Source organism: Streptomyces sp. NPDC102462 (genome assembly GCF_044765425.1).
Classification (GTDB): domain Bacteria; phylum Actinomycetota; class Actinomycetes; order Streptomycetales; family Streptomycetaceae; genus Streptomyces.
Genome location: NZ_JBIWKB010000001.1, coordinates 453,767 through 468,193, shown reverse-complemented (window position 1 = coordinate 468,193; position 14,427 = coordinate 453,767). Strand labels below are relative to the sequence as shown.

Sequence of the window (14,427 nt, the reverse complement as noted above, 5' to 3'; positions counted from 1 at the left end):
CAGCGGTCAGTGCCCTCGCGCCGGGTTTCGGTGTGAAGCCATCGAGGTCGCCGTCGTCCTGAAGAGGGCCGGCGATCCGGGAACCGAGCGGGGGTCTGTCCGCACACTGCGCGGACAGACCCCCGTGATCGAGCGCCGGGCAGGCCTTGCACCTGCATCTCCCCGCAGGAAGCGGGGCGTCTTTCCTTGGACCACCAACGCAGCGCCGATCGGCCTCAGTTGTGGCGACCGGCTCAAGATCTACTATACCCGGTCCGGCGCACCGATCATCACACTTGCCGTCCGCTCAGGCAGAGCTGCCGCCGGCCGACGCGGTGGGCATCGAGCGCCCTGCGGCCGGCGCCACACGGTCGTCGGGATCGCCCACGAGACCGCACTGACCGAAGAGCGGCTGGGGCGCCCCCGGTCACGGCCATCGGCCTCTCGCCGCGCCGACTGGGCGCCGCCTGTGCCCGGGCACTCGTGAACCACCTGGACCACGATGCGCCGCGGCCGAACTCACGCTGCTGGACACCCACTGAGGCTGCGCGCCCATGGGGCGCGGTGTCAGGTCCGCGCCCCATGGGCCGCTCGGGGATCGCCGTCAGGCGGTGGTGATGCGCAGGACCGCCTGGCTGGTCAGTGCGCGGCTGTGCGGTGCGCCGTTGTCCAGGGCACGGTGCAGCGCGAGCCCTTCGATGAGCGCGTCGAGTTGACGTGCGGTGTCGGGGTCGAAATGCCGTTCCAGCAGTTGCCTGCTGCGGCGCATCCAGGCCTGGGTCAGCTCCTGGTACTCCGGCCGCCGGGCGGCGAGGGTGTAGAGCTCCTGGGTCAGGATCAGGTCGCGGCGTGGGCCGTCGGAGAGCGTGTGCACCAGGTCGGTGACGGCCTCACGCGCCTGTTCGGGCCCCTCGGCGCGGCTCATGTACTCCTCGAAGACGGCCGCCATCTGATCGGCGAAGCGCGTGAAGGCTTCGCGCAGGAGGTCGTCCATGCCGCCGAAGTGGTATGTCATCGAGCCGAGGGGAACGGCGGCGCGGGCGGCGATCCTACGGTGGGAGACACCGGCCACGCCCTCCTCCGCGATGTGGTCGAGCGTCGCGGCAAGGATGCGCTCGCGGCGCTGCGGGTCAGCGTGTCCCGTGGCCATCTGCGACGTGCTCCTGGAGGCTCCGGATCGGCCGGGCGGGGTTGCCGACGGCGACGACATCGGCGGGGATGTCCTTGGTCACCACCGCGCCCGCGCCGATGACACTGTTGTCCCCGATGGTCACGCCGGGGCAGACGATCACGCCGCCGCCCAGCCAGACGTTGTCGCCGATCGTGATGGGCAGCGCGGCCTCCAGCTTGTCACGCCGGGGCTGCGGCTCCACCGGGTGAGTGGGCGTGAGGAGTTGCACGTTGGGCCCGATCTGGCAATCCTCGCCGATGGTGATCGCGGCGACGTCCAGCGCGGTGAGGTGGTAGTTGACGAAGGTGCGGGCGCCGATGGTGATGTTGCTGCCGTAGTCGACGTAGAGCGGCGGGCGCACCTCGACGTCCTCGCCGACCGAACCCAGCAGCTCCGCCAGGACCGGCCGGGCCTTGCCCGGATCCTCCAGATGCATGGCCTGGTACTGGGCGGCGAGTTGCACGGCGCGCTGCTGCCTGCGCGCGATCTCGGGGTCGTCGGCGATGTAGAGGTCGCCCGCGAGCATGCGTTCCAGGTTGGTGCGCGGGTCGTCGGCGAAGTAGTCGGTCGGCATGCGTACGATCGTACACTCTGGAGTGTACGACCGTACGCTGCCTCGACCCCGCGACGCGCTCAGTGTGCCGGGCCGGCGGCCGGGGCGAGCGAGCCGAGGGATCCGGGGAAGAGGTACTTCTTCTGGGGGGCGGTGGTGCCGTGTGCCCACGCCGCGAAGAAACCGGTGAGGTCCTTGCCGGAGACCTCTTCGGCAAGCGCCTCGAACTGCGGCCAGGACGCGTTGCCGTAGCGGTGGTCGCGCTGCCAGCGCTTGAGGGTGCCGAAGAACGCCGGGTCCCCGACGGTGCGCCGCAGGGCGTGCAGCATCATGGATCCCTTGCCGTACAGGGCGTAGCTCAGTTCGCGGCCCCGGCCGGCGTCGTACAGCTTCGTCGTCCAGAAGTCGGGGTCCGTCGTGCTCTCCTCCACCATGGAACGGTAGAAGCCGTGGTCCAGGTCGAACCCGTCCTTCTCCTCGTACCAGAGCTGGACGGCGTACTGGGCGAAGCACTCGGCCAGGCAGGTGTCGCGCCAGTCGGACACGGAGACACTGTCGCCGAACCACTGGTGGGCGTTCTCATGGACCATCGAGGCATCGAAGAACCCTCCGTGGTACGTCGGGCGGCTCTGTGTCTCCAGGGCGATCGGGCCGCCGCCGTCGTCGCCGTTGATCACGATCGCCCCGGCCGAGGAGAACGGGTACGGGCCGAACTTCGCGGCCAGGACGTCGATGACCTCCGGCAGCAGCGCCTCCGCCTCGGGGTCGACCCTGGCCCCGGGGCTGTAGGCGTGGATGACGGGGGTGCCGTCGGAGAGTTCCGAGGCGCGCACCGTGAACCTGTCGATGGCGATGGTGCTGAGGTAGGTGGCCATGGGCCGGTCCTCGTACCAGCGGAACGTGGTCGTGCCCCGGCCGGTGGTGGTGGCGCCCGGCCTTCCGTTGCCGACCACCGTCCAGCCGTCGGGGACCGTGGCGGTGAGCCGGAACGTGGCCTTGTCCGAGGGGTGGTCGTTCGCCGGGTACCAGGCCGTCGCGGCGTGCGGCTCGCCCGTCACGTTGGCACCGCCGTCGGCGAGGGTGTGCCAGCTCTCACCGACCGGTTCCCCGAAGTAGCGGACGCGTACCGCGAAGGACGCGTTCTTCGCGAGCGGCCGGGCGGGCGTGACGACGAGTTCGTGTGCGCCCTCGCGGGTGACCGCGCGTGCGGGCCTGCCGTCCACGGTGACGGAGCTGACCTGGAAGCCCTCCAGGTCCAGGTTGAAGCGGTCCAGGTCCTGTGTCGCGACGGCCCGCACCGTGGTGTCGCCCGCCAGATGGCGGGGACGGGCCGGATCGTAGCTCACCTGCACGTCGTACTCGGTGACGTCGTAGCCCGAGTTCCCGTCGTCGGGGTAGTACGGGTCACCGGCGCCGGGGGCGGCTGCGGCGGGCAGGGCGGTCAGCATGACGCCGGCGGCGACAGCCGAGGCGAGTAAGGCGGTGCGACGGCGGTTTTTCCAAGGGGCGGGCAAGGGCTGCTCCTTCGGGGTGAGGTGTCGAGGGGCCGGGTGGGGGTCAGTGCCGAGCGATGAGCTGCCAGACCGCGCTGATGACGGCGTTGGTGCTGATGGTCTCGGTCCGCGGGTCCACGTTCTCGACGCGGTCGCACACCTCGTGGGTGCAGTCGTCGATGCCCGTGGCGAAGCCGCCCACCGGGATGCCGGCGTCACCGAAGGACACATGGTCGCTGCCGCCGACGCCGATCTCGAAGGTGGGCAGGTTCCGAGCCGCGAAGTACTCCTCGAAGGCCCTGGCCGCTGACGGGTCGTCATGGACGACGAGCCACTGCCGGATGTCCCTGGTACCGGCCATGTCCACGTTCACGTAGACGTCGATCCGGTCGCGTTCGGCGGCGGACAGGTCCCGCACATAGGCGGTGGATCCCACCATGCCCTGCTCCTCGGCGCCCCACCAGGCGAAACGCAGATGGCGGTCGGTGGCCAGGCCCGCCTTGGACACTTCGAGAGCGGTGGCGAGCAGAGCGGCGGCGCCTGAGCCGTTGTCATTGATGCCGGGTCCGTCCTCCACGCTGTCGAGGTGCGCGCCGGCGAACAGGACATGTCCGGGGTCGCCGCCGGGCCAGTCCGCGACGAGGTTGTAACCGGCGGCGCCGGCGTGCGTGAAGCGGTGCAGCGTGGTGCGGAAACCGGCCCGGTCCAGTTGGGCCTTCACATAGGCGACCGAGCCGCGGTAGCCCCGGGTGCCATGGGCGCGGTTGCCCCCGGCGCCGTCCGCGATCCGCTGCAGGGCGTAGAGGTGCGGCATGACCTGGTCGGCCGTGACGACGGGCGGGGCGGGTTCCGCGCGGAGTTGAACCGCGGCGGCGGGAACCCCGACGGGAACTCCCCCAAGGACGGCGCACAGGCCGAGGACCGCGGTCGCCCGCCGGAGACGGCGCGACATGCGGGACCCGGGGGTGCGGGGGACGGTTGCGCGAGGGCCGGCCGTACGGCGGTCCGGCCTGCTGATCAGGTGCATCGGTGTGGGTCTCTCCGGGACGTGGACGGCGAGTGCGCCCGGGTTCTGGGGCGCAGGAGGCGGGGCGGGCTGTAGTGCTCTGAAGCCCGGCCGGAGAGACGAGGCGGCGACGCCACCGGTTGTAAAGAGATCGCAAATCGCCGCCTTCGGCGAGGAACTGCCCGGAGGTAGCCCGGCTCGGCGAGGACATGGGTGGCGGCGGGATTGCCGTTGCCGGTCCATGCGGACATCACGTCGGGAGCGGTGCCCGAGGACAGTTGAGTGCGGATCTGCTGCTGGTACTGGTCCGCGCTGCTGGTCGTGCAGCGGACATGGACACCAGGGTTGGCCGCTTCGAAGGCCTTGACGACGTCTTCCACCGACCCCTGGTCGACGGAGGCGAGGGTGAGGGTCTGCGGGTCGCTGCCGCCGGCCTGTTCGGTGCCGCCGCTGCACGCGGCCTGCAACGGAACGACGACACCGCCGCACCCTCCCCGGCCGGCGGGGCAGCGGGTCGGGAAGGGTGCGGCGGCATCTGTGGGGCGTGGTGACGGCCCGGCCGCCGAGGGCGTGCCGGAACCGGGTCTCTCAGGCTCGCTACTGGGCTACGAGGTACCAGAGGCGCGAGGGGTCGGTGTCACAGTTGTAGATGACGGTGGGCGTGTTGTTCAGGACACCCCCGCCCGCCGGGCTGAGGCACTTGCCGCTGTTGTAGTTGACGAGGTGGTAGTTGAGGTTGCCCTTGTCGACGAAGTACCAGAGTCTCGACGGATGGTCGTCGCAGTTGTAGATGACCGTCTCGGTGTTGTTGGTCCCGGCTCCCCCGGCGGGGCTGAGGCACTTGCCGCTGTTCAGGTTCAGGATCTGGTAGATGTTGTTGCCCTTGTTCACCAGATACCAGGAACGCGACGGGTCGGTGTCGCAGTTGAAGATGACGGTGAAGGCGTTGTTGTCCACGCGGCCGCCCGCCGGGCTGAGGCACTTGCCGCTGTTGTAGTTCGCGAGGTAGAGGCCGAACCCGGCGGCCGCCGCGGTCGCCGACGGCGTCGGGGACGCCGCGTGCGGCGCTGCCGACGCCGACGCGGTCGGCGCCGACAGGAGCGATCCGCCGATGGCCGCGGCGGTCGCCGCGATCAGCCCGGCGGTCCTGAAGTACATGGTCGTCGTCATCTGCCGTCTCCTTCGAGTGCGGAGGACTGATTTCCAGGGGAGATTCCTTGATCGTCGCGTTGCGCGGGCGGCCGGTACGTCACCCGCCGCGACGTGCCCTGCACGGGCCGGACCGTTTGCTGCTCAGCCGCACCTGCGGAACGCATCCGTGGTCCCGGCCGTGGTGACGAGGCCGGACTTGCGGTCCAGGACCACGACGGTGGCGGGCTGGGTGACACCGCTGCGGCAGCTGATGAACCCGACGGTCTGGTAGCCCTGGATGCGGCCGGCGGCGTCGGCGGTCAGCTGGCCCAGCGAGAAGGGGCCGGTCGTGTTGATGCCGACTGCGTAGAACGACACCGTGCCGTTCGGGGACAGCCCGCTGCCGGTGGCGGTCAGGTAGGCGCCGGTCGAGTAGCCGTATTCCGTGAACACCGACACACCGCCCCGAGGCGTGGCGCCCGGATCGACCAGTCTCCAGGGCGCGTTGGCGTTGTCGGCGCGGGCCTGGTCGCGGGCGGCCGGCGGCACGCACACATGGTCGGCGGGGCTCGTCTCGCGCCATACGTAGCCCTGCTTGCAGGTGTCGGGCCCGTAGGTGCCGCCGTCGGGCTCGCGGCGCGAGGCGGCGAGCGAGTTCTCCGTGGCGGTCTGGGAACGGATCTGCGGGGTGACGCAGACCAGGTCGGACGGTACGGCCTCGCGCCAGACGTAGCCGTTCACGCAGCTGTACGGCCCGTACGGCAGATCGGCCGCGCTCGCCTGCGGGCCCGTCGCCAGCAGGCCCGTGACCAGTGCGGCCACCGCGGCCGGCGCGGCGGTGGCACGCCGAGCGAATCGGGCCATCCGGGCGTAGGTGCTTGGTGTGTCACGCATGTGACCCCTCTGGGTAGATCGGGTGCGACGCGGTGTCGAATGCACGCGTCGGACTGCTGAATTCCCCTGCCCATGTGCGGGGGTGACCGGGGAGCCGGTCCCGGCTGTCACCCGTCGGCACGGCGAAAACGTATCTGTGGGACGGCACCCGGTCGTGAGTAACGTCTTACTCAATTCGCGGACTTGAACCTGCCCGACGGTTCGGGCCGACCTGTGCGGAGTGGCTGCTGATGACGGATCGGGAGAACGCACCGGACCACAGACCTGGCGCAGTTCTCGACCGCTCGTGGCCGGTCACCGGCCGGAACGGTTCGCTGGCGGAGTTGACGCGGCTGCTGGCGGGTCCGACCGGGTCCGGCGTTGTGATCATGGGGCCGCCGGGGGTCGGCAAGACACGGCTGGCCCGTGAGCTGCTGGCGCGGTCGGCCGCGGGACGGGTGCTGGTGGTCGCGGCCACCGCGAGCACCGGGGAAATCCCGTTCGGGGCCTTCGCACACCTGCTGCCGGCGTCACTTCCGGCCACCGGCGGGCGGCCCAACCTGCTGCGGATCCTCGCCGACGCGGTCCTCGCCGACGCGGACGAGGGCCGGACGCTGTTCGTGGACGACGCCCATCTCCTGGACGACGGTTCGGCGGCCTTGCTGCTGCACCTGGTCGTGCGCGGCGGTACCCGGACCGTGCTCACCGCGCGCTCCGGTGTCCCGGTGCCGGACGCCGTGGAGGCGTTGCTGCGCGGCGGCTATTCCACGCGTGTCGATGTGCCGCCACTGGACCGGGACGACGTCGGCCGCCTGCTGGAGCGGGCGTTGGCCGGGCAGGTGGAGACCGCGAGCGTCCATCGGCTCTGGCAGGTCAGCGGCGGCAATGTGCTCTGGCTGCGCCAGCTCGTGGAGGCGGGCCTCGCCGCGGGGACGCTGGCACCCGTCGCGAAGGTGTGGCGCTGGCGCGGTCCGTTGGGACTGTCGACGGAGCTGACCGACCTGGTGAGCCACCGGATGGGGCGACTCGGGCCGGACGAGCAACGCGCCGCCGAACTACTGGCGTTCGGCGAGCCGCTCGGAACGGCCGTCCTCGCACACCTCACGCATCCCGCAGTCGTGGAAGCGCTCGACCGGCGTGGTCTTCTCCTCGGTGAGGAGGACGGCCGCCGCACCCTGCTCCGGCTGGCGCACCCCCTCTACGGAGAGGTCCTGCGCCGCACGACGCCTCCCCATCGGCGGCGGCGCCGCTGCCGGGAACTGGCCGCGGCGGCCGAACGGACCGGCCTGCGCCGGCGCGGGGACATCGCGCGCGTGGGCGCCTGGCGACTGGCCGCCGGGGACCACACCGATCCGCGTTTTCTGCTCGCCGCGGCGGAATTCGCCATCCGCACCATGGACTTCGCGCTGGCGGCCCGGCTCGCCGAGGCGGCCTGTGCCGCAGGGGGCGGGCCGTCCGCCCGGCGGGCGCTGGCCGCGGCGCTCGGCCACACCGGGGACGGCGTGCAGGCCGAGGAGGTGCACGGCGCACTGCCCGAGACCGGCGCGTCCGCACACGAAGAGGCGCGCTCGGTACAGCTGCGGGCGGCCAACATGTATCTGTCGCTGGACCGGCCCAACGACGCGCGCGACCTGCTGCGCCGCGCCGAGAACGCCCTCGGCGACCCGGCTGCCCGATCCGAACTGGCCGGGCTTCAGGCCGTGTTGGCAGCCACCCAGGCCGACTGGCCGGCGTACGAACGGGACCTGGCACGCGCCCGGCAGCACCCCTCGCCCGGCGCCCCCACCGAGGTCAGGACCCGCTACGCCGAATGCGTCACGCACTTCGCGCACGGACGGACGCGCACGGCGCTCGAACTGGCCGAGTCGGCCCTTGCGATGCTGGCGGCCGGGGACGGCGAGGAGGACATACCCATGCTCGGGGCAGGGCTGGTGAGCTGGCTCGCCAACGCCCGGGCCTTCGCGGGGCGGCTGGATGAGGCCGAGGCGACCGCCGACGCCCAGTACCGGCTCGCGCGGGAGTCCGGCTGGGTCGGCAATCAGGGCGCGTGGCAGTTCTTCCTGGGCCGGATCGCCGCCCGCCGGGGGCGGCTCCGCTCGGCGCGGCGGCACATGCGGGAGGCCGCCTCCACGTTGCGCGAGGACACCACCTGGGGGCAGCAGGCGCTGGTTTTCGGGGAGTTGGCCACCATCGAGGCGCTGCTCGGTGATGTGTCCGAGGCGCGGGCCCTGCTCGACCAGGCACACCTGGCGCGCGTGGAGTCCTATCGCATCCTCGACGTGCCGGCGTTCCAGATGGCCCGGCCGTGGATCCTGGTCGCCCAGGGGCGGGTGTACGACGCTGTGCGGCAGGCGGTGCGCGCCGCGGCGGACGCCCGTGACCGGCGGGCGCTGCTGTGGGAGGCGGAGCTGCTGCACATCCCGGTGCGCCTCGGGCGGTCCTCGACCGTTGCCCGCCGGCTCGCCGAACTCGTCGCCGTCTGCGACGCTCCGCACATCGCCGTCTACGCCGATCATGCCGCGGCGCTCGCGGCCCGCGACGCGGCCGCCCTGGTGCGGGTCTGCGGCGCGTACGAGGCGGGCGGCCTGCATCTGCACGCCGCGGAGGCCGCCGCGCAGGCCGCCCGGCTGTGGTCGGGAACGGGCGACTCGACGTCCGCCCAGCGGGCCGCCGACCGCTGTCACCGCCTGGCACGCCGCTGCGAGGGGGTGGCGACGCCCGCCGTGCTGGCCTGTTGGTCTCCGGAGCTGACCGACCGGGAACGCGATGTGGCCAGGCTCGCCGCGGCGGGGCTGAGCAGTCGGGACGTCGCGGAACGGCTGGGCATCACCGTACGGACCGTCGACAACCATCTGTATCGGGTCTACCGGAAAACAGGTGTGACGAGCCGCGGCGGTCTGCGCCGGGTGCTGACGCCCGGCGCCCCCGAACCCCAGGACGGGTGAGCTGGTGACGCATCTCACACCACACCTGTCGGATATGCCCGGTTAACCACCTGGAAGCCGGGAAGCCGCTCATATGTAAAGACATCTCCTCATGGAGAGGAGACGGCAGCAATGTCGTATCCACAGCACTCCACGGGCATGACGGGACACCCCGAGATTGCAGAGATGCGGGAGCGACTCGAACGCACGGCCTCCTCGGGCAGGGCGATCGTCCTTGAGGGACTGATCCTCCTGGCCGGTGTGTATGCCGCGATCTCGCCCTGGGTCGTCCACTTCTCGACACAGCCCAACATCACTGTGAACAACCTGATCGTCGGCATCACCGTCGGCCTGATCGGTTTCGGCCTGACGCTCGTTCCGGAGCGGATGTTCCGCCTGGTGTGGACCATCGCGCCCCTCGGCGTCTGGCTCATCATCTCCCCCTGGGTGGTCACCGCCACCCACGGTGCGCGGGCAGGCATCGTATGGAACAACTGCTGGCTCGGCGCTGTCACCCTGCTGCTGGGGCTGGCCGCCATGGGCCTCACCATCGGCACCACCCGCGGCACCCGTCGTTGAGGACATGAGCGTGTCGTGCTCCGCTCGCAGGTACGGCACGCTCGTCCGTGACGGCACCGTCCCGTACTGCGCACCACCGCGCCGGGTGCGCTCCGCGGTCGGCGCTCCCCCACGGAGCGTGAGATCCATGGCTCCGGCTTGCCGGGTCTGGGCCGAGCGCGCAGCGTGGGCGTTGTGACACCCTCCCACGGCACGCTCGCCCACGGCACGCTGGCGCACCGGCTCATCGCCGATCACCTGGTCGACGGTGTGATGGAGCCGGGCCGGGAGATCGGGCTGCGGATCGACCAGACGCTCACCCAGGACGCGACCGGCACCCTGGTGATGCAGGAGCTGGAGGCCCTTGGCCTGGTCCGGGTCCGTACCGAGGTCAGCGTCCAGTACGTCGACCACAACCTGCTCCAGGCGGACGAGCGCAACGCCGAGGACCACGCCTTCCTGCGCTCCTCCTGCCGTCGCTACGGGATCGGGTACTCCAAGCCCGGCAACGGTGTCTCCCACCCCACCCACATGCAACGCTTCGGCATCCCCGGCAGGACGCTCGCCGGGTCCGACTCGCACACCTGCGCGGCCGGCTCGCTCGGCATGCTCGCCCTGGGCACCGGCGGCCTGGAGGTCGCGCTCGCCATGGCCGGGCGGCCCCTGCACGTGACCATGCCGGAGATCTGGGGCATCCGCCTGACCGGCCGGCTGCCTGCCTGGGTGAGCGCCAAGGACGTGGTGCTGGAGCTGCTGCGCCGCCACGGCGTCAAAGGCGCGGTCAACCGGATCCTGGAGTACCACGGCCCGGGCCTTGCGCATCTCACCGCGATGGACCGGCATGTCATCGCCAACATGGGTGCCGAGCTGGGCGCCACCACCTCCGTCTTTCCCGCCGACGAAGCGGTGCGTGACTTCCTGCGCGCCGAGGACCGCGAGGCCGACTTCCGTGAGCTGGCCGCCGAGCCGGACGCCGTCTACGACCTGACCGAGGAGGTCCGTCTGGACACGCTCGGACCGCTCATCGCCCGGCCCACCTCGCCCGGCAACGTCGTACCGGTGAGCGAGGTCGCGGGCCTGCCGATCGGGCAGGCCGTCATCGGTTCCTCCGCCAACCCGGGGCTGCGTGACTTCGCCGTCGCCGCGGCCATCGTCGCCGGCCGCCAGACCGACCCGGCCGTCAGCTTCGACGTCAACCCCACCTCGCGCGAGATCCTCGCCGACCTCACCAGGGCGGGCGCCACCTTCGAGCTGATCGCCGCGGGGGCCCGTATCCACCAGGCCGGCTGCCTCGGGTGCATCGGCATGGGGCAGGCCCCGGCACCCGGCCGGAACAGCCTGCGTACCTTCCCGCGCAACTTCCCCGGCCGTTCCGGCACCGAGCAGGACGCGGTGTGGCTGTGCTCCCCGGAGACGGCCGCCGTGTCCGCCCTCACCGGTACGATCACGGACCCGCGCGTGTGGGCGGCCGAGGAGGCGGTGCCGTATCCGGACCTGCACCTGCCCGAGCGTGCCTCGGTCAACCGCGCCATGCTGGAGCCGCCGCTGCCGCCCGAGGAGGCGGCCCTGGTCGAGCTGGAACGCGGCCCCAACATCTCCGGGCTGCCCGACTTCGACCCGTTGCCGGACGAACTGACCGGCCCGGTCCTGCTCACCTGCGGCGACAACGTCTCCACCGACGAGATCTCCCCGGCCGGGGCGAAGGCGCTGCGTACCGCTCGAACATCCCGAGGCTCGCCGAGTTCACCTTCACCCGGATCGACCCCGGCTATCCGCGGCGCGCCGCCGATCTGGCCGCCCACGGCCGTCCCGGCACGCACTTCGTCGTCGCAGGGGACAACTACGGCCAGGGTTCCTCCCGCGAGCACGCCGCCATCACCCCCCGCCACCTCCGGTTGCGCGCCGTCGTCGCCAAGTCCTACGCCCGCATCCACTGGCAGAACCTGACCAACTTCGGCGTCCTGCCGCTGGAGTTCGACGACCCCGGTGACTACGACCGCATCGACATGGGCGGCCGGCTGCACCTGGGGAACCTCCACACGGCCCTGGCCCCCGGTGCCGAGCCCCGCCTGCGTCTGCGCAATGTCACCAAGGACGAGACCTACCGGGTCCGCCACCACCTGTCCGACGGCCGCAGGCGCACCGTGCTCGCCGGAGGCACCATCGCCTCTCTCAGCGCGGGCGGCTACTGATCGCCGCGCAGATATCGGGTGATCATGTCGACGAGTTCGTTCTCGAACGTCTCGACCCGGATGGTTCGCGGGTCGGCCATGAGCTTGTGCGTGTTCATCTCCACCGTGCCCACGATCAGCTCGGCCGCCGTGTCGAGGTCGCGTACGCGGACATCCGGGTGCCTGGCGAGGAGGTCGCGCACCTGACCCACGCGCATCCTGCCGTGCCGTTCGATGGTCTCGATCAACTCCTGCGAGAACGGCGCCTCCTCGATCATGATGCGTAGCAGCTGCGGGTCGTCGCGGTGGTTGTCGATCGCGTCGCGGACCAGGGCCCGCACCGCCGCCTCCAGGCTCCCGGCGGACAGATCGAGCTGGTCGGCCTGTGTCCATGTGCCGCGGTCGATGTGCCGCACCAGCAGCTCGGCGAGGATGGCGTCCTTGTTCGGGAAGTACTGGTACAGCGAGCCGATGGAGATACGGGCGCGTTCGGCGATGCGGTTGGTGGTGCCGGCGGCGTAGCCGTGCTCGGCGAAAACGTGAGCAGCGGCGGTGAGACGATCCCGCACTGCTGGAGACGATGGCGCTGCGCGGGATGCCCCCGCACCTCGCGCTGCTCATCGACGTCGAGCACGCCGAGGTGACCGCCAACGGCGCCGTGGCGCGCTCACGGATGTGGGCCCCCGGCGCGCACCTCGCCCCCGAGACCGTCCCGGACCTGCTGGCGCTGGCGGCAGAACACCTCGCCGCGAACTCGGCGGGCGCCGACGGCGCTCCCCCCGCCTTGCTGCTCAGGGTCCTCGGTGCCGTCCCCGGGTCGAAACGGCTGCTGCGGCTGGTGGCGAACCGTGCCTACCGTTCCGGCTTGCGCAAAGAGGGCTACGAAGACTACGCGGACATCCAGCGCCCACCCGGTTCGTAATGACATCCGTTTTCATGTAGCGTCTGCTGTGCTCACCCGAGAAGGAGAACCATGGCAGTCCCCAAGCGCAAGATGTCCCGCAGCAACACCCGTCACCGCCGCGCCCAGTGGAAGGCGGCCACGCCGACGCTGGTCCCGCTCACGATCGACGGCGTCCGGCACCTCGTACCGCAGCACCTGGTCAGGGCGTACGAGCGCGGGCTGCTGCGCCCCGAGAGCTGAGGGGGACGGCCATGACGCACGACCGGCTGCCGGTGACCGTGCTGTCCGGCTTCCTCGGTGCCGGAAAGACCACTGTGCTCAACCATGTGCTCGGCAACCGCGAGGGGCTGCGCGTCGCGGTCATCGTCAACGACATGAGCGAGGTCAACATCGATGCCTCGCTCGTGCGCGGCGGCGAGGCGGCGCTGTCGCGGACCGAAGAGCGGCTGGTCGAGATGACCAACGGATGCATCTGCTGCACCCTGCGCGACGATCTGCTGGTCGAGGTGGACCGCCTGGCCCGTGAGGGCCGGTTCGACTACCTCCTCATCGAGTCCAGCGGCATCTCCGAGCCCATGCCGGTCGCCGCCACCTTCGCCTTCGCCCGCGACGACGGCGCCACCCTCGCCGAGACCGCCCGCCTGGACACCATGGTCACGGTCGTCGACGCGGCCAACTTCCTTCCCGAGCTGGGCAGCGGGGACGAGCTTGCCGAGCGCGGACTCGACCAGTACGAGGGCGACGAACGGACCGTCAGCGACCTGCTGGTGGACCAGATCGAGTTCGCCGACGTCATCGTGCTCAACAAGCTCGACCTGGTCGACGACGCCACCGCCGACCGACTGCGCGCGACGCTGACCCGGCTCAACCCGGTGGCCCGGGTCGTGCCCGCCCGCCACGGACGCGTGACCGTCAAGGACGTCCTGGGCACCCGGCTCTTCGACCTCGAACGGGCCCAGCAGGCGCCGGGCTGGATCATGGAACTCAACGGCGACCATGTCCCGGAGACCGAGGAGTACGGCATCTCCTCCACCGTCTTCCGGTCGCCTCTGCCCTTCCATCCCGGCCGGCTGTGGCGGTTCGTCACCGAGGCGATGGACAGCGGCGCCTACGGGCAGATCCTGCGTTCCAAGGGGTTCTTCACCCTGGCCAGTCGTCCCCGTGTGACGGGGCTGTGGTCCCAGGCCGGCTCCATAGCCCGCTTCGAGCCCTCGGCCGCCCATGACGCCGGCAGCCCGGCCGGCCAGGAACTGGTCTTCATCGGCACTCACTTGCACGCCGAAGCACTCCGGGCAGCGCTCACCGACTGTCTGCTGGCCGACGGCGAGAGCGTGCCGGCGGACGATCCGTTCCCCGCCTGGGACACCTACGGCATCGAGGACACCTGCGAGCACGAGCACCCCGAACTCGCGGTACGCGACTGAGGGCACGCCCTCTGACGCGCACCGGTGGACCGGGCACGGCAAGCGGGCCTCGGCCCTCGGCGGGCGGCGGCACAGGCGGCGCTGCTCCACCGCGAGCGTCGGCACCGCCGTGGACGAGCGGGCGCCGGCCGCGGCCACACGGTCCCCGCTGGACGCCGCCGCGGCCCCGGACCACCGGGGCGTCGGAACTGGATCGGCCGGCCGGACGAATGCGCCGGATCGAGAGCCGCCCGCCCCAGC

Annotated in this window: 15 protein-coding genes; 7 read left to right on the top strand and 8 right to left on the bottom strand. The window is 71.3% G+C overall.

Translation table 11 applies throughout. From position 1 onward, the window contains the following. Window positions 1–583: 583 nt before the first annotated feature. The 7 genes from ACIRFL_RS01960 to ACIRFL_RS01930 form a co-directional block, all read right to left on the bottom strand. The gene (locus ACIRFL_RS01960; RefSeq protein ID WP_404023097.1) at window positions 584–1,129 is read right to left on the bottom strand and encodes a TetR/AcrR family transcriptional regulator; all 546 of its coding nucleotides are present in this window, start codon (window positions 1,127–1,129) and stop codon (window positions 584–586) included. Continuing rightward, window positions 1,110–1,724, bottom strand: a complete 615-nt coding sequence (locus tag ACIRFL_RS01955; protein WP_404023096.1) for a sugar O-acetyltransferase — start codon at window positions 1,722–1,724, stop codon at window positions 1,110–1,112. Before ACIRFL_RS01955 ends, ACIRFL_RS01960 begins: the two co-directional genes overlap by 20 nt. 59 nt (window positions 1,725–1,783) lie before the next feature. Continuing rightward, entirely contained in the window at window positions 1,784–3,217 is a 1,434-nt protein-coding gene (locus ACIRFL_RS01950) for a M1 family metallopeptidase (protein WP_404023095.1), read from the bottom strand. A gap of 43 nt (window positions 3,218–3,260) precedes the next feature. Then, a complete protein-coding gene (locus ACIRFL_RS01945; protein ID WP_404023094.1) occupies window positions 3,261–4,148 on the bottom strand; it encodes a M20/M25/M40 family metallo-hydrolase in 888 nt (295 codons plus the stop codon). Window positions 4,149–4,213: 65 nt separating this feature from the next. Then, window positions 4,214–4,669 carry an extracellular solute-binding protein gene (locus ACIRFL_RS01940; RefSeq protein WP_404023093.1) on the bottom strand — a complete coding sequence of 152 codons (456 nt, stop codon included), beginning with the start codon at window positions 4,667–4,669 and terminating at the stop codon, window positions 4,214–4,216. 130 nt (window positions 4,670–4,799) lie between these two features. Next, a complete protein-coding gene (locus tag ACIRFL_RS01935) occupies window positions 4,800–5,372 on the bottom strand; it encodes an RICIN domain-containing protein (RefSeq protein ID WP_404023091.1) in 573 nt (190 codons plus the stop codon). Window positions 5,373–5,495: 123 nt separating this feature from the next. After that, window positions 5,496–6,227 (bottom strand): hypothetical protein, encoded by a 732-nt coding sequence (locus ACIRFL_RS01930; protein WP_404023089.1) that lies wholly within the window; start codon window positions 6,225–6,227, stop codon window positions 5,496–5,498. 230 nt (window positions 6,228–6,457) lie between these two features. On the opposite strand from ACIRFL_RS01930, the gene ACIRFL_RS01925 reads away from it, so the two are divergent. From ACIRFL_RS01925 to ACIRFL_RS01910, 4 genes are all read left to right on the top strand, one after another. Next, window positions 6,458–9,151: a LuxR C-terminal-related transcriptional regulator gene (locus ACIRFL_RS01925; RefSeq protein ID WP_404023088.1), complete on the top strand. Its 2,694-nt coding sequence runs from the start codon at window positions 6,458–6,460 to the stop codon at window positions 9,149–9,151. A gap of 111 nt (window positions 9,152–9,262) precedes the next feature. Then, complete coding sequence (locus ACIRFL_RS01920) at window positions 9,263–9,709, top strand: SPW repeat protein (protein WP_404023087.1); 447 nt, start codon at window positions 9,263–9,265, stop codon at window positions 9,707–9,709. Between the two features lie 174 nt (window positions 9,710–9,883). Beyond that, on the top strand, window positions 9,884–11,635 hold the full coding sequence (locus ACIRFL_RS01915; protein WP_404023085.1) for an aconitate hydratase: 1,752 nt from the start codon (window positions 9,884–9,886) through the stop codon (window positions 11,633–11,635). After that, window positions 11,563–11,880: a hypothetical protein gene (locus tag ACIRFL_RS01910; protein WP_404023170.1), complete on the top strand. Its 318-nt coding sequence runs from the start codon at window positions 11,563–11,565 to the stop codon at window positions 11,878–11,880. The genes ACIRFL_RS01915 and ACIRFL_RS01910 overlap by 73 nt, the downstream gene beginning before the upstream one ends. On the opposite strand, the gene ACIRFL_RS01905 is transcribed toward ACIRFL_RS01910, so the two are convergent. Continuing rightward, a complete protein-coding gene (locus tag ACIRFL_RS01905; RefSeq protein WP_404023084.1) occupies window positions 11,874–12,428 on the bottom strand; it encodes a TetR/AcrR family transcriptional regulator in 555 nt (184 codons plus the stop codon). The two genes, ACIRFL_RS01910 and ACIRFL_RS01905, sit on opposite strands and share 7 nt — an antisense overlap. Window positions 12,429–12,439: 11 nt before the next feature. Between ACIRFL_RS01905 and ACIRFL_RS01900 the strand changes: the two genes are divergently transcribed. The 3 genes from ACIRFL_RS01900 to ACIRFL_RS01890 are packed head-to-tail and all read left to right on the top strand — an operon-like array spanning window position 12,440 to window position 14,187. Beyond that, window positions 12,440–12,781 carry a hypothetical protein gene (locus tag ACIRFL_RS01900; RefSeq protein WP_404023082.1) on the top strand — a complete coding sequence of 114 codons (342 nt, stop codon included), beginning with the start codon at window positions 12,440–12,442 and terminating at the stop codon, window positions 12,779–12,781. Between the two features lie 51 nt (window positions 12,782–12,832). Beyond that, entirely contained in the window at window positions 12,833–13,003 is a 171-nt protein-coding gene (gene rpmF / locus ACIRFL_RS01895; RefSeq protein ID WP_404023081.1) for a 50S ribosomal protein L32, read from the top strand. Window positions 13,004–13,014: 11 nt separating this feature from the next. Further along, on the top strand, window positions 13,015–14,187 hold the full coding sequence (locus tag ACIRFL_RS01890; RefSeq protein WP_404023080.1) for a GTP-binding protein: 1,173 nt from the start codon (window positions 13,015–13,017) through the stop codon (window positions 14,185–14,187). Window positions 14,188–14,427 lie beyond the last annotated feature (240 nt).

Excerpts from the sequence above, each read along its gene's own strand:
- ACIRFL_RS01945 (WP_404023094.1), bottom strand. The coding sequence starts at position 4,148 with ATGTCGCGCCGTCTCCGGCGGGCGACCGCGGTCCTCGGCCTGTGCGCC.
- ACIRFL_RS01920 (WP_404023087.1), top strand. The coding sequence starts at position 9,263 with ATGTCGTATCCACAGCACTCCACGGGCATGACGGGACACCCCGAGATT.
- ACIRFL_RS01955 (WP_404023096.1), bottom strand. The coding sequence starts at position 1,724 with ATGCCGACCGACTACTTCGCCGACGACCCGCGCACCAACCTGGAACGC.
- rpmF (WP_404023081.1), top strand. The coding sequence starts at position 12,833 with ATGGCAGTCCCCAAGCGCAAGATGTCCCGCAGCAACACCCGTCACCGC.
- ACIRFL_RS01930 (WP_404023089.1), bottom strand. The coding sequence starts at position 6,227 with ATGCGTGACACACCAAGCACCTACGCCCGGATGGCCCGATTCGCTCGG.
- ACIRFL_RS01900 (WP_404023082.1), top strand. The coding sequence starts at position 12,440 with ATGGCGCTGCGCGGGATGCCCCCGCACCTCGCGCTGCTCATCGACGTC.
- ACIRFL_RS01925 (WP_404023088.1), top strand. The coding sequence starts at position 6,458 with ATGACGGATCGGGAGAACGCACCGGACCACAGACCTGGCGCAGTTCTC.
- ACIRFL_RS01890 (WP_404023080.1), top strand. The coding sequence starts at position 13,015 with ATGACGCACGACCGGCTGCCGGTGACCGTGCTGTCCGGCTTCCTCGGT.
- ACIRFL_RS01960 (WP_404023097.1), bottom strand. The coding sequence starts at position 1,129 with ATGGCCACGGGACACGCTGACCCGCAGCGCCGCGAGCGCATCCTTGCC.
- ACIRFL_RS01935 (WP_404023091.1), bottom strand. The coding sequence starts at position 5,372 with ATGACGACGACCATGTACTTCAGGACCGCCGGGCTGATCGCGGCGACC.